Below are 14,199 nucleotides of genomic sequence, written 5' to 3' on the forward strand. Positions count from 1 at the left end.
CAAATGCTAATGATAAAGATTGTCATTTATTCTATTAGTGTTAGGCTATGCACTGCTTAAACGAAACGCAAATCGTTCTTATGCATAATTTGTTTCTAGCGCGCCGTTAATGGCAGCGTGTTAATCAGTAACGGAGACGTAACGTGCTGAAAAGGCCTTTCTTCGCCTTGCATGGGGGCTGGCTTGCCGGGGTGCTGGTCAGCGGTACGCTAATGGCAAGCGATGAGACAGTGGATCAAGCGGCCCAGAGTGTCGAGGCCCAGCAAGCGCAGTCCGTAATTCAGCAGCAAATTGATGAGGCGGATGACGCCACGCGTTCAGCGATTGAAGAGCTGCGCCACCTAGAGCGGGAAACCCGCCAGATGGAAGCGTCCAACGCTGCTCTAAGCGGTCGCTTGGCCAGTGAGGCCGAGCGCCAGCAGCGCCTTGGCCAAGCACTTGATACGTTAAGTGACACCCGCGCCGCGCTGCCTGCGGTTGAGCAGGACATGACGGAGCAGCTGATCAGCTGGATTGAGTCTGACCTGCCATTTCTGAAGGCTGAGCGTTTGGCGCGTGTTAAGCCTGATCAACAACAGCCGTCTGAGAGTGCGGAGCGCATTGCTAATTTGCTGGAAGCGTGGCGAGCCGAGCTAGCATACGGCCGCGAGGTTGATAGCTGGCGTGGCCGTTTGCAATTGGCAGAGGGTAATCCGCGTGAGGTGGAATACCTGCGTGTTGGCCGAATCGGTTTTTACTACCTAACCCCTGACGGTCGAGAAGGAGGTGTGTGGGATAAAGCGAGCGGTGAGTGGCAGGGGCTTGATGAACGTGCTCGCCGTCAGGTGCGCAACGGTCTGCGTATTGCCGACGATCAGCGCACGCCAGAATTGCTGCGTTTACCGCTTTCTATTATTGCTAACGACCACGCAGGGGGCCAGCAATGAGTCTGTTGACACGCCAACGAGGTGCGCGCAGCACGGCTATCTGTTTAGCGCTACTGGCAAGCTTTCTGGGCAGTAGTGTGGCGCTGGCGCAAACTGACAGTGTTAGTTCGTTACGTGAAGCCCGCGAAGCCGCTGAGGCGCGTGATCAATCGCGCTTACAGTCGTTTCTTAATAATCAAGAGGCGCTGGATGAAGCGTTAACAGAGGCTCGGGCTGCGCATCAAGCTGCAGCAGAGCAGCAGGCAGCGTTAGCCGAACAACAGCAGGAACAAGTGCAACAGGCTCAAGCGTTGGCTGAGCGACAGGAAGAGCAGGGCGAAGCACTTACCTCGCTGTTGGCGGATTTGTCACGGCACAGTGAAGAATTACGCAACGAGCTAGGCGGTGACAGCTGGTTAACGCTAGATGCTAATGCCTTACCGCCGCGCCTCAATGAGGTCGAAGTGCTGGAGCGCCAGCAGATCGAAGCCGTTGTAGATAGCTTAGCGATACTTACACGGAACACCGGGCGTGCCGAACGTTTTGAGTCGCCGGTGGCCGATGCCAGTGGCGAAATTGAGCTGCGCAGTGTCGTACGCCTGGGCGATTTTGCGGCGTTTACCGAAACAGCGCTGCTCAGAAAAGGCCAGGATGATGGAGGTTTGGCCGAAGTGCCGCGTACTCCTGCCGAAATTAGCGATGTACTGGCGGCTTATCATCAAGGCGAAAGCCGTGTGTTTGCCATTGATCCTACCCAGGGTAGCGTGCTGCAAGCCCTTGCTCAACGGCCAAGCCTCTGGGAGCGGTTCCAGCAGGGCGGTTATGTCGGTTATGTCGTAGTGGCACTGGGTGGCTTTGGCCTATTGGTGGCACTAGCTCAGTACCTTTATTTAGTGATCGTCAGTGCCCGGGTGCACCGTCAGCGTAAAGCGTTGGATCAACCAAATGCCAATAACCCGCTGGGGCGCGTGCTCCAGCGCTTCAAGGAGTTGGATAAACACCAAACGCCGGAAGCACTGGAAGCGAGGTTAGATGAGGCGGTGTTGGCTGAGCTACCGCGTATCGAACGTGGCCAGCCTATCGTTAAGTTGTTGGCGGCCATTGCACCGTTGCTAGGCTTGCTGGGTACCGTGACCGGTATGATTGTCACCTTCCAAGCGATTACCGTGTTTGGTACCGGTGATCCGCAGTTAATGGCTGGTGGTATCAGCCAGGCGCTGGTAACAACGGTACTGGGGCTTGTGACAGCGGTGCCACTGCTGTTTGCACAGACGGCCTTGTCGAGCCGGAGTCGCTTGATTACCCAGGCCATTGAAGGCGAAGCAAGCGCTACCTTGGCTGACCATCTCGAAGCGCAGTCAACGGCTAATGCGCAAGCGGTGACCTAATATGCCCACGTTACCTCTTTGGCTTGAGCCCGTTGAGCGGCTGCTTGATGCCGGTGGTGCCGTTTTAGTGGTGCTGGCATTTGTTGCTGTGCTGGTATTTGGGATGGCAATAGAGCGCTGGTGGTATTACCGCTTTAGCTGGCGGCGTGCCCGCCGCCAACTGATTCGTCGCTGGACGGCACGCAGTGATCACCGTAGCTGGAGTGCGCGCACGCTACGCAATGTCTGGACAGAGACACTGGTGGCTAAACTGCGTCGCCCACTGCCATGGATCAAATTGCTCGTGGCGCTATGTCCACTGTTAGGTTTGCTGGGTACCGTCACCGGTATGATTACCGTGTTCGATAGCCTTTCTCTTAGTGATACCCATCAGGCGCGGGCAATGGCCGATGGTGTTGCCCGTGCCACGCTGCCCACCCTAACCGGCATGGCGATTGCGGTGGTGGGGCTGCTGTTTATTAGTCGTTTAGAGCACGTGATTCGTCGCGAAGATCAGCGGTTACACGACCGCTTAGCTCGTGCCTTGGAGGAGAATGATGCGTAGACGCCGTTCCATAGACACCACGGCTGATAGCAATGAAGTTAACCTGACGCCGATGCTGGACGTTGTCTTTATCATGCTGATCTTCTTTATTGTGACGACCAGTTTTATTAAAGAGAGCGGTGTGGAGATTAATCGCCCTGAAGCGGCAGCGGCAAGCCCGCGCCCAGATGCGCAGGTGCTGATTGCGGTGACGCCGGAAGGAGCCGTTTGGGTCGATGGTAAGCCAGTCGATGTTCATCGTATTGGCCAGCAGGTTGCCGGTATGTTAAGTGATGATGGCTCCGTTGTTATCCAGGCCGACCGGGAGTCCACCACTGGGTTGTTGATTGAAGTGATGGACCGTCTCAAGCAGGCGGGCGTTGAGCAGATCGCCGTGGCAGCGAGCCGGGGTGCACCATGATTCGCCATGCCCTCTCGATACTGGGTGGCATTGTGTTAGCCGTTGGCTTGTTTTGGATGTTGGCGCTACTGGTAACGCCCCCAGAGCGCTCGCCGGAGACGCCGATAATGGCCATGTCGATGACCATGATAGAGGCTCCAGAGGTGGCGCCAGAGCAGGAAGCGTCACCGCCTGCACCTGCCGAGGCGGCGCCAGCACCGCCGCCGATGCCCATGCCTGCACCAGCACCTATCGCTGAGAGTACGATTGCGTTGCCTGAGGTAGAGCTTCCAGAGGAGCCAGTGGAGCCGGTTGAGCTGGAGAGTGAGTTGCCAGAGCTAACGGAAATTACACCCGAACCAACCCCGCAACCCGCGCCGAAGCCGTCTCCAAGGCCATCGCCAAAACCGGATCCTGCGCCACAGCCAGCAGAAACGGCAGCGCCATCTCCTGCGCCAGCGGTAGCGCAGCGTGAGGCCGCGCCAGAGGCTAAGCCCGTGTCATCGAATGAGCCTGTTAGTGTTGGGCAGGTCGCCCCAACCAGTCGTGTTAACCCTTCTTATCCGCCGCGTGCTCAGCGGCGTGGCATGGAGGGCTTTGTGGAGGTCGAGTTTGTTATTCGCCGAGATGGTAGCGTCGATAACGGCACGATTCGCGTCACGCGGGCACAGCCAAGGCGAGTATTTGAAGACGCTGCCCGCGAAGCGATTGCACGCTGGCAGTTTGAACCCGGTCAGCAGCTTCGCCGCGCCACGCAGCGCATTGAGTTCCAGTTGAGATAGTAGCTGAAATAGCAGCTGAGATAGTCAGTAGAGACAGCTTGTTGAAAATGCCAGTCGAGGAAAAAGTATGCAGCGTTGGGTGGGAATCGTCGTTTTAAGCGCGCTAAGTGTCATGGCGCACGCGAACGAACCGCTGCCGGGTGACATTGTTCGTGATCTTAACGGGCTACAAAGCCAGTTAGCGGAGCAGCCCAGCGGCGAGGCTGATAGCGATGTGCTCAAGCGTATTGCTAATCATGCCCGATCCCAGGCTACGCGTCTTGCCAGCGGCAATCGTGCCGACCAGTGGGCAAGTGCGCTATATCATCAGCTCGCCGCGAGTGCGTTAGTGCGTCAAGGGGATCACCTTGCGGCTGCTGACGAGTTAGCCAGTGCACAGCGGCGCCCTAGTGTGCCTAACAGTCAAATCCTGCGCTGGCTGCGTGATGAGGCGTCACTACGCCGTGCAGGGGGGCAGCGTACGGAAGCCATCACGCTGTATGACCAGTGGCTAACGCAATCCCAGGGCAATCCTCATTATGACGAATCTGCATGGCGACTCGTTCGCTTATTAGCCCAAGAGGAGCGCTGGGATGCTGCGGCTGACTGGCTGTCGCCGCTACTGCAAAAAGGCGGTTTAACTGACACACAGCAGACACTAGCCACCGTGGTATTACGCAACGCGGGACAAAACGAACAAGCCCTCGGTTGGCTAGTGAGTGGTTTGAACGCACAGAGCGAGCCTGATGCTTGGCGTCAGGCAGCAGGGCTTGCCCAGCAAGCAGGGCAGGCCGGTGTGGCTGCTGGCGTGTGGGAGATGGCGTGGCAGTTGGGTAAGCTCACCGCGACCGAGGATCGCTTGACGTTAATTCGCCTGCATTTGGCGGGTGGAACGCCAGCCAGAGCGGGCGAGCACTTGGACGCGGCGATTCAAGAAGGCGCTTTGCCACGTGATGAAGAAACGCTAAGGCTGCTGGCGAGCGCGTGGCAGCAGGCCAAGGATATCGAAAAGGCGCTGAGTGCTTGGGAGGCGCTTGCTGAGAGCACTCAAAAAGCTGAAGACTGGCGGCAATACGCACAGCTTGCTTACCGCTGGGGGCAAAATGGTCAAGCCGAGCAGGCGTTTATCAAAGCGGTGAACCTTGGCGATGATCAAGCAGGGCAGTGGTTGTCGAATTTTTGAAGGGTGAGAATCCCTCAAGACGCCCCTTGAATGACGTAAGGGGCGAGCTTATGTGAGTTTGGCGTGTTTTGCTTAGTCTGTTTGGGCAAGCGTCAGCGCAAAATCACTCCAGGTGGGAGCGTGATCGGAAGGACGCTCCATGCCGCGCAGTTCATAATCAATGCCTGCACCGGTGACGCATTCGGCAAGCGGTTTAGACACCAGAATGTAGTCAATGCGCAGGCCGCGTTTTGGCTCACGATCAAAGCCCTTTGAGCGATAGTCAAACCAGCTGAACCACTCGCCGTTATTGGGGTGGCACAATCGATAGCTGTCGCTGAGGCCCCACGCTTTTATGCCTTCAAGCCATTCGCGCTCGATGGGCTGAAAACTGGCTTTGCCCTCGCGCAACCAGCGTTTGCGGCTCGGTTCACCAATGCCAATATCCTGGTCTTCCGGCGATATATTGAAATCACCCATAATCGCTAGCTGTTCGTCGGGGCGGTGCTGGTTTTGAAGCAGGCTTGCCAACTGCTGATAGAAGCGTTCTTTATGAGGGAACTTGGTTGGGTGTTGCAAATTTTCGCCTTGTGGGAAGTAGCCATTCCATACAGTGACGACTTTGCCATTGTCGGCAAGTAGCCGCACACCAATCATCCGACGCTGGGCGTCTTCCTCATCATCAGGAAAGCCATAAAAAACCGCTTGGGGCTTTTGCCGGCACATTAGGGCAACCCCGTAATGGCCCTTTTGGCCGTAATAAAAAACGTGATAGCCCATAGCTTCAACGTCAGCCAAGGGAAACTCACTGTCTTGTACTTTGGTTTCCTGCAGGCCAATGACATCTGGCTGCTGTGTGTCGATCAGCGCTTGAAGCTGATGCAGACGTGCCCGAATGCCATTGATATTAAACGAGACCAAACGCATTACGAGTGATCTCCCGACGGGTTGTCTCCTTCTTTGTCAGGATGGATAACAATGTTTTGCCCTTCTTGCTGGCGCGCCAGTTTACGCACCGCTTGAAGCTTGCGCTGTTGCTGCTTTTTCGCCACAAAACGTCGTGAAGAGGTCACCTGGTCAGGGTTATCATGGCGCCACTTTTTAAAATCTTTGCGGCGACCAGTACGGATAGTGACTTTATCCGCTAACGAACGAGTTTTTTTCTTACGCGTCATGTCGCGCTCCTTGGGTTAATTTATGCCTCATTCTAACAGGCAAGCGCACTCCTTCGACAGCAGGACGCGCTCTTATCGCCAACCCCTGGTACAATGCGCACTTCGTGATGCCTAACATCCACAGCAATGGACAGATACACAGCCTATGAGCGAGTCGGAACAGACCACAGCATCGGCCCAGAACCGCAAGCCTAAGCGCCGCCGTCGGAAACCGCGTCGTCGTCAATCGAACTGGGATCTTCGTCAGTTTCAGGTGCCCGCCGTTGCCGGCAAGTGGCGCTTTCATGACTTTGATTTGCCGCTGCCTTTAATGCGTGCCATTCATGCCCAAGGGTTTGAATACTGCACGCCTATTCAGTCAGAGGCGCTGCGCCACACGTTGCTGGGTGGCGATATTGTCGGCAAGGCACAGACAGGTACCGGAAAAACCGCTGCCTTTTTGATTTCGGTGATGGCTTATTTTCTGGAAGAGCCGACCCCCGATGGCCAAAAAACAGGCGCACCTCGTGCGTTGATTATTGCGCCTACCCGGGAGCTGGCGCTGCAAATCGAAAAAGATGCCAAAGCACTTGCTCGCTTCACGCAGCTCAATGTGGCCAGCGTTGTTGGCGGCATGGATTATCAAAAGCAGCGCGACAGCCTAGGCAAGAAGATCGATATTTTGGTGGCAACGCCGGGGCGCCTGTTGGACTTCCATCAGAAGCGCGATATCGACCTCTCTGAAGTCGAAGTGTTGGTATTGGATGAAGCGGATCGCATGCTTTCCATGGGCTTTATTCCCGATGTGAAGCGCATTATTCGCTATACGCCTAAAAAAGAGCAGCGCCAGACGTTCCTGTTCTCGGCAACCTTCACTGACGATATCTTGAGCCTAGCGAGTCAATGGACGCTTGACCCTGCCCACGTAGAGATTGAAGTTACCGTTGAGAATCAGGCAGATATCGATCAGCGTGTCTACCTAGTGTCTGATGATGACAAGCAGCGGCTGCTGGTTAATCTGCTAACGCAGGAAAGTTTCGAGCGAGTGATGGTATTTGGTAACCGCCGCGATCTCGTGCGTAAGCTAGATGATTTGTTGAAAAAAGCAGGCGTTAGTGTCGCTATGCTGTCTGGTGACGTGCCACAAAATCAGCGCATCAAGACATTGGAAAGCTTCCGTGAGGGAGACATTCAAGTGCTGGTGGCAACGGATGTCGCAGGACGTGGCATTCATATCGAAGATGTCAGCCACGTGATCAACTACACGTTGCCTGAAGATCCGGAAGATTACGTTCATCGTATTGGACGTACTGGGCGTGCAGGCGCCAAAGGCGTTTCAATTAGTTTTGTTGGCGAAGAAGACGCGTTCTCGCTGCCGGAAATTGAGCGCTACATTAACGGTAAACTGCCCTGTGAACATCCGCCGGAAGGCATGCTGTAACGCGCATGCTTGATAATGCGCTGAAAAGCGAAATTCAAGACGCCTATCGTCGCGTGGTGGAAAGGCTTGAGCTGACACCACGCTACGGTCAGCGTCTTATGATCGCAGAAATCGCCCGGACGCTAGGTGGCATTGAGCAGGATGGCGAAGGCAAGCGCACAAACGATAATCATGTGTGTGTACTGGAAGCGGGCACCGGAACCGGTAAAACGCTTGCCTACCTGATTGCCGCGTTGCCGATTGCCAAAGCGCAGGGAAAGCGGCTGATTGTTTCCACCGCGACGGTGGCACTGCAGGAGCAGGTGCTTAATCAAGACCTGCCTTCTCTTGCCGCTGATAGTGGTATTGCCTTTCGTTACGCTTTGGCCAAAGGGCGCGGCAGGTACGTGTGCGTTGCACGTCTTGATCAGGCGTTAGAGGGCACTGAGCCAAACCCGACGCTATCGTTGTTTGAGCAGTCACTTCAAACTCACAGTAGTGACTTTTCCGTACTAGCCACGGACATGGTGGAGGCTTACGGTAAAGGTGAATGGGAAGGTGATCGCGATACGTGGTCGGCGTCGATCGATGACGGTCATTGGCGGCAGCTAACGGTGGATCATCGCCAATGCACAGGTCGTCGCTGCGGTCATTTTGGTGCTTGTGCCTTTTTTCGTTCCCGTCGTGAACTGGAAAATGCCGATGTAATCGTCGCCAACCATGATCTGGTTCTCGCTGACCTGGCGCTGGGTGGCGGGGCTATTCTGCCGGATCCCGCCGACTGCATTTTTATTTTTGATGAAGGTCACCACCTGCCGGATAAAGCCCTTTCTCACTTTGCTCACCGTTTTGCGGTGCATGGTTGTTTGCGCTGGCTTAAAACCTTGAAAAGCAGTTTGACTGATCTGCACCAGGGGTTGGCGGCTCAGCCGACGATTGCGCGTTTGCTCGCGGGGTTACCTGAGTTGCTGCATAGCTTAGAGCCTGCCTTGGGCGATGTGTTTAGCATGGGTCACCAGCTGGCTGGGCGGGAAAACGGCTTGTCGGATGAGGAAGCCGGCCATCAACAGCGTTTTGAAAAAGGCCAAGTGCCGGAAGCACTTCGCGAACACGCCCAGCAGCTGTTAGTTATGTTTGCCACGCTGTCACGCAGTTTGGAGAGCATTAGCGACATCCTGCGCGAAAGCCTCGACCCCGATAAGCAAACAGGGCTGGATAGAGATCAAGCCGACACGTGGTTGCCGCTGATTGCACTGCTACATGGGCGTTCACTTGATGCCCATGCGCTATGGCAAGCCTTCAGTGAGCAGGATGCTGTCAATGCACCGCCCAGTGCCCGATGGATAACGCTTAGTCGTGTTGCGGGAGAGCCGGAAATCGAGTTTTCGGCAAGTCCCGTATCAGCGGCGCATACCCTTGCGAAACATTTGTGGGGGCGCTGTCATGGAGCGGTAGTAACATCAGCAACGCTTACCGCGCTGGGGCGTTTTGAGCGAATCCAAGAGCGCGCTGGGTTAGCAAACCGCTATCGCTATCAGGCGCTGCCGAGCCCCTTTGATTATGCCAATGCCATTCTGCGCGTGCCTAAAGAAGCGACCGACCCCAGTGATCGCGATGCCCATGAAAGCGCCATCGTTAATTTCGTGGCTCAATTGGGAAATAACGAAGCGGTGCTGGTGCTGTTTTCTTCTAGGGCGCAATTGCGGGCGGTGGAGAAAGCGCTGCCTGCGGCAACTAAAGAGCGAGTGCTGGCGCAGGATGCGTTGCCCAAACGTGAACTGCTTGAGCGTCATCGCGCGGCTGTCGATGACGGCAATGGCAGCATTATTTTTGGCTTGGCTAGTTTTGCTGAAGGTATCGATTTGCCCGGCGACTATCTTACCCATGTGGTGATTACGCGGCTGCCATTTGCGGTGCCTGATGATCCGGTGGGGGCCACGCTTGCCGAGTGGATTGAGAGTCAGGGCGGTAATCCGTTTATGCGGATTAGCGTTCCAGATGCGTCAATCAAGCTAGTGCAAGCCTGTGGGCGGCTGATTCGTAAAGAGAGTGACCGCGGTGTTATCACGTTGTTAGACCGGCGGGTGATTACTCGCCGATATGGCCAGGCATTATTAGATGCACTGCCGCCGTTCAAACGAGAAATCATGCAGTAATAAATGGTAATAAAATGCAGCAATCAAACGCCCCGCTAAGGCTAATATCCTTGCGGGGCGCTTATGCTGGCTAGTTGTTTCTTGCTGGGTTCTTACTATGCGACGCGTTTGGTGAGCACCGGAGCAAGTTTTTCGTTCATGCGGGTAAAGGTTTCGACCGTCGTATCCCAATCAATGCAGGCATCGGTGATGGAAACGCCATACGTTAGCTGGCTAAGATCGGCAGGAACTTTCTGGTTGCCCCAGCCAATGTTTGACTCAACCATCAAGCCAATAATGGACCTGTTGCCTTCCAAGATTTGGTTGGTGACATTTTCGAGCACCAGCGGTTGTAGTCCAGCATCTTTATTAGAGTTGGCATGAGAGCAATCGATCATAATGTTGGCTGAAAGGTCAGCTTTTTTAAGCTCTTTTTCAGCCAGAGCCACGCTGACGCTGTCGTAATTAGGCTTACCATTACCACCGCGCAACACAACGTGACCGTAAGCGTTACCGCGTGTGCGGATAATGGCGACTTGGCCTGCGTTGTTGATACCCAGGAAGTTGTGCGGGCTGGCAACGGACTGCAGGGCGTTAATCGCGACGTCGAGGCTACCATCGGTTCCGTTTTTGAAGCCGACGGGGCAGGAGAGCCCAGATGCCATTTCACGATGGGTTTGCGATTCCGTGGTGCGCGCACCAATCGCTGACCAGCTAATGCAGTCTTGCATATACTGGGGGGAAATCGGGTCTAACGCTTCCGTTGCGAGCGGCAGGCCAATCTCAGCCAGATCGACGAGTAGCTTACGCGCGATGTGGAGGCCTTCATCAATTTCGAAAGAGTCGTTAAGATGTGGGTCGTTAATTAACCCTTTCCAACCTACTGTGGTGCGGGGTTTTTCGAAGTAAACGCGCATGACAATGAAAAGGCTGTCGCTAACCTGATCCGCTAATTTGCGCAGACGACGTGCATAGTCCAGTGCGGCATCCACATCATGGATAGAGCATGGGCCTACCACGACGAGAAGCCGATGATCTTTACCATCGAGGATGTTTTGAATGGTATGGCGGCCCTCAATAACAGAGCGTTCCGCAGCTTCTGTCAGCGGAATAGTCTGTTTGAGAGCTTCGGGTGTAGTAAGAACATCCTGGGCTAGGACGTTAAGATTGCTAACCTGCTGATCCGACATCTTTCTACCTGTGCGTGCGCAATGGAATAATAGTGGCTCTACTATGGCGTGTCAGATAGGTAAAAATCAATTGTTGCGGAACTTGATCGCCAGGAAAAGTGTCACGGTCAAGATTTTAAGGGGGAACTGAGGTAAAGATCTTGGTAATACGGTAAGCGCTTGATGCCCCGCTAAGAACGCGCAACACTAGGTACTATTGGATACTTTTTTACACTGAATATGGTAGGCGAGTCATTCACTATCATCTGTCATCATGAAAATTAACTAATGCCCAAGGGACACTATGCTGCTTGCTGTGAAGGCCCACATGAAAGGGCGAAAAGAGATAGCGCTCGGCGTGCGTCGCACGAGCGGGAGGGGTGTGTGAATGGGCACTCGTGAAACAGACCAGCAGTTGGTGGAACGTGCCCAAAAAGGTGATACCCGCGCTTTCGATCTACTGGTGAAAAAATACCAGCATAAAATTATTGGGTTGATTGGGCGCTACGTACACGATCATTCTGAAGTGCAGGATGTGGCGCAAGAAGCCTTTATCAAAGCGTATCGGGCGCTTGGCAAATTTCGTGCTGAAAGTGCGTTTTATACCTGGATGTACCGCATTGCGATCAATACGGCTAAAAACCATTTAGTATCTCGCGGGCGTAGGCCGCCAGGCAGCGATCTTGATATTGTTGATGCGGAAATTCTCGACCAGAGTGGTCGATTGGCTGATTCAGAGTCTCCGGAAGCGTCCATTGCACGAGACCAGTTGGAAGCTGCTGTTTTCGAGGCAATTGAAAAGCTGCCGGAAGATTTGCGCACGGCAATCACGCTGCGTGAGCTGGATGGCCTTGCCTATGAAGATATTGCGCAGGTGATGCAGTGCCCGGTAGGGACGGTGCGTTCGCGAATTTTTCGCGCTCGTGAAGCGGTTGATGAATACATTCGGCCATTGGTGACGACTTCACGCAATAGCCGTGAAAATGAATAGCCATAAAGGGGTGTGGTTAGGGGTGGTCGAGACGTTGTTTATTCACATTAAATTACGTTTTTTCATTTTTTGTGAACTGTCTGGCAGGTGAGGCGTCATATAACCTGACTAGCTTGATTGATTCGAGTAAGCGCCAAGAAAACACTGTGTATGCGGCGTGTAAATTAAAACAGCCTGTTAGCTTGTGTTTTGTATTTGGCGATTTGAAACAAGGTCTTGGCCTGCGAAGTTGTTGTGATGTAAGCACTCATTAGCAGTGTTATCGCAGCGCTTCTTCTAATACAGTGTGAGGGTGTGAAGTATGAGTCAAAACACACGGGAGTCGCTTTCGGCATTGATGGATAGCGAAAGTGATGAGCTTGAACTGCGCCGAGTGTTGAAGTCATTGCCCGATGATTCTGATGCGGCGGAGACTTGGCGGCGCTACCATTTAGCGCGCAGCATGATGCAGCGTGAGCGCGGTGTAGATGTCAGTGTTGATCTCTCTGCTGGCATTATGAATCGACTGCGTGACGAGCCTGCCCCAACGCTTCAAGATGATACCGTTGTGACTCCTGCTCGCTCAGGAGGGCTTTCCTTTGCACGTGGTGCAGGTGTGGCAGCTGCCGTATCGCTTATGGTGATTACTGGTGTGCAATTTTTCGGTGGCGACAGCACTCCGGCTGGTGGCTCTCAAAGCGCTGACGGCATGGCTGCTGTTCAGCCAAATGCAGTGCCCCAAGTGCAGCCAGTGAATCTATCGGCTTCTCAACCAGCCTCCATGACCCCACCCAGGATGCCAGTGTTTGAGCAGACGCCATTTCGTATTAATGGCCAAGCTGGACAAGGTGGTTTAATGAATGTCAGCGAAGCTGGCTTCTCCACACCTGCTGCTCCTCAAGGTGATATGGCGCAACAACCAACCTCGATTGATGTTGACCAGATCCGCTTGCTGCAGTCTTACCTGGAACAGCATGCCCAAGGTGCTGCAAGTGGCAATGGAGAAAACTGGATGCCGCTAATGCGCTCCTCGTCAGTGACTGAGCCGCTAGGACAGCGCTAATTCAACTCACTGGAAATTTTATTCTATTACAGGGTGAGGGCCGTCGTGGCAGCAGTCGTATCGTGTAGGTGCTCTTCACGGAGAGGCAGGTTGTTGGCAAGCCTATGTTTTGTAGGCGCTAGCTTGCTGCCTCAGACGGTTGTCGCTGAAAGTCCTTCGCCGTTCTCCTGTGCAGAGGTGTTAAGCCAGCCCAGCCCTGCGACCACCCAAGAGTGGTTGGTGATGAGCATGCAGGCAGGACACTGTGTCGATTTCCAGGCGCGGGCAGTGTCCATAGATGCCCTAGGCGTGCGTACGCTTGCTCTTTCTCACCGTATCCGAGACGGCGTCCGGCAGCAGGTCGTTCAGCACTTGGATGGCCCATCCATTAATGTTGAGCGTCGCTCAATTGCAGGTTTTTTCGCCTGGTTTCCTTCAGAAGCACCTGAGTCTGAGTCATCTCCGGCTCGCTGGGCAGCACAAGTGTCGGAATATTATGAAATATCTCAGCAAGACGATACCAGGGTAGCTGAGCGTGATGCAGTTGCACTGCAATTCTCCCCCCTCGACAATCAGCGGTATTACCACGCTTGGTGGATTGATAAAGAAACGGGGTTGTTGCTGAAACAAGTGATCAGCGACGCGCAGGGGCGTGTACTCGAAACGTTCCAGGTGACTCAGCTACACTCGCCCAGTCTATATGATGGTGATGTCGCCCGTGGCGCGGAAGTAGAAATGGCTGACCACCCTTGGCAGGTAGGCTGGTTGCCTGAAGGTTTTGTTGAGCAACCTTCGGAACAAGGTCAGCAGCAAGATGGTCAGCGGGTTTACAGCGATGGAATGGCTGCTATTAGTGTGTTTGTAGAGCCGTTAGAGCAGCGTCGCTTAGAAGAGCGTGTTCATAGACTGGGAGTTTCGACGGCGGTTGTGTCACAGGTTGTCATTGATGGTCAGGACTGGCAGTTAATCGTGATTGGTGAGCTGCCTTTAGAGCCGTTACAGCGCATCGCCAATTCAATTACGTTTGAGTAAGTGCTCGGTATAAATTGTCGGTCCACTAACTTCTTCATGTTTATCGTGGTTCTGTTGCGTTAAATGATTGTCTCTCTGGCGCTAACGCTACTGGGTAAATGTTGTGAACAGTGTAGATTGTAGTTCTCTTGTACGTAC

General features: G+C 54.2%; 14 protein-coding genes. 11 read left to right on the forward strand and 3 right to left on the reverse strand.

Features of this window, described 5'->3' with window-relative positions; translation table 11 throughout:
• Window positions 1–143 precede the first annotated feature (143 nt).
• The 6 genes from HZS79_RS01575 to HZS79_RS01600 all read left to right on the forward strand — a co-directional run bounded on the left by HZS79_RS01575 (window position 144) and on the right by HZS79_RS01600 (window position 5,160).
• Entirely contained in the window at window positions 144–926 is a 783-nt protein-coding gene (locus HZS79_RS01575; protein WP_162217622.1) for a DUF3450 family protein, read from the forward strand.
• Window positions 923–2,293 carry a MotA/TolQ/ExbB proton channel family protein gene (locus tag HZS79_RS01580; protein WP_179926884.1) on the forward strand — a complete coding sequence of 457 codons (1,371 nt, stop codon included), beginning with the start codon at window positions 923–925 and terminating at the stop codon, window positions 2,291–2,293. Before HZS79_RS01575 ends, HZS79_RS01580 begins: the two co-directional genes overlap by 4 nt.
• A gap of 1 nt (window position 2,294) precedes the next feature.
• Window positions 2,295–2,837 (forward strand): MotA/TolQ/ExbB proton channel family protein, encoded by a 543-nt coding sequence (locus tag HZS79_RS01585; protein ID WP_162217624.1) that lies wholly within the window; start codon window positions 2,295–2,297, stop codon window positions 2,835–2,837.
• On the forward strand, window positions 2,830–3,237 hold the full coding sequence (locus tag HZS79_RS01590) for an ExbD/TolR family protein (protein WP_162217664.1): 408 nt from the start codon (window positions 2,830–2,832) through the stop codon (window positions 3,235–3,237). The genes HZS79_RS01585 and HZS79_RS01590 overlap by 8 nt, the downstream gene beginning before the upstream one ends.
• Window positions 3,234–3,998 (forward strand): energy transducer TonB, encoded by a 765-nt coding sequence (locus tag HZS79_RS01595; RefSeq protein ID WP_179926885.1) that lies wholly within the window; start codon window positions 3,234–3,236, stop codon window positions 3,996–3,998. The genes HZS79_RS01590 and HZS79_RS01595 overlap by 4 nt, the downstream gene beginning before the upstream one ends.
• Window positions 3,999–4,065: 67 nt before the next feature.
• Complete coding sequence (locus HZS79_RS01600; protein WP_179926886.1) at window positions 4,066–5,160, forward strand: heme biosynthesis protein HemY; 1,095 nt, start codon at window positions 4,066–4,068, stop codon at window positions 5,158–5,160.
• 72 nt (window positions 5,161–5,232) lie between these two features.
• On the opposite strand, the gene xthA is transcribed toward HZS79_RS01600, so the two are convergent.
• Together xthA and HZS79_RS01610 are read right to left on the reverse strand one after the other, a co-directional pair.
• Complete coding sequence (xthA, locus tag HZS79_RS01605) at window positions 5,233–6,066, reverse strand: exodeoxyribonuclease III (protein WP_179926887.1); 834 nt, start codon at window positions 6,064–6,066, stop codon at window positions 5,233–5,235.
• A complete protein-coding gene (locus HZS79_RS01610) occupies window positions 6,066–6,314 on the reverse strand; it encodes a hypothetical protein (RefSeq protein ID WP_162217628.1) in 249 nt (82 codons plus the stop codon). The genes xthA and HZS79_RS01610 overlap by 1 nt, the downstream gene beginning before the upstream one ends.
• A 145-nt stretch (window positions 6,315–6,459) precedes the next feature.
• Here HZS79_RS01610 and rhlB point away from each other — a divergent pair, with 145 nt between their 5' ends.
• Both rhlB and dinG read left to right on the forward strand, forming a co-directional pair.
• A complete protein-coding gene (rhlB, locus tag HZS79_RS01615) occupies window positions 6,460–7,734 on the forward strand; it encodes an ATP-dependent RNA helicase RhlB (protein ID WP_162217629.1) in 1,275 nt (424 codons plus the stop codon).
• Between the two features lie 5 nt (window positions 7,735–7,739).
• Entirely contained in the window at window positions 7,740–9,869 is a 2,130-nt protein-coding gene (gene dinG, locus HZS79_RS01620; RefSeq protein WP_162217630.1) for an ATP-dependent DNA helicase DinG, read from the forward strand.
• Between the two features lie 95 nt (window positions 9,870–9,964).
• Here dinG and HZS79_RS01625 read toward each other — a convergent pair whose 3' ends face one another.
• Complete coding sequence (locus HZS79_RS01625) at window positions 9,965–11,038, reverse strand: 3-deoxy-7-phosphoheptulonate synthase (RefSeq protein ID WP_162217631.1); 1,074 nt, start codon at window positions 11,036–11,038, stop codon at window positions 9,965–9,967.
• A 367-nt stretch (window positions 11,039–11,405) separates the two neighbouring features.
• On the opposite strand from HZS79_RS01625, the gene rpoE reads away from it, so the two are divergent.
• The 3 genes from rpoE to HZS79_RS01640 all read left to right on the forward strand — a co-directional run bounded on the left by rpoE (window position 11,406) and on the right by HZS79_RS01640 (window position 14,061).
• Window positions 11,406–12,008: an RNA polymerase sigma factor RpoE gene (gene rpoE / locus HZS79_RS01630; protein ID WP_162217632.1), complete on the forward strand. Its 603-nt coding sequence runs from the start codon at window positions 11,406–11,408 to the stop codon at window positions 12,006–12,008.
• 301 nt (window positions 12,009–12,309) lie between these two features.
• Window positions 12,310–13,050, forward strand: a complete 741-nt coding sequence (locus HZS79_RS01635; protein WP_162217633.1) for a sigma-E factor negative regulatory protein — start codon at window positions 12,310–12,312, stop codon at window positions 13,048–13,050.
• Window positions 13,051–13,173: 123 nt separating this feature from the next.
• Window positions 13,174–14,061 (forward strand): MucB/RseB C-terminal domain-containing protein, encoded by an 888-nt coding sequence (locus tag HZS79_RS01640; protein WP_238401371.1) that lies wholly within the window; start codon window positions 13,174–13,176, stop codon window positions 14,059–14,061.
• Window positions 14,062–14,199 lie beyond the last annotated feature (138 nt).

It is taken from the genome of Vreelandella zhaodongensis (genome assembly GCF_013415115.1).
Taxonomy (GTDB): Bacteria; Pseudomonadota; Gammaproteobacteria; order Pseudomonadales; family Halomonadaceae; genus Vreelandella; species Vreelandella zhaodongensis.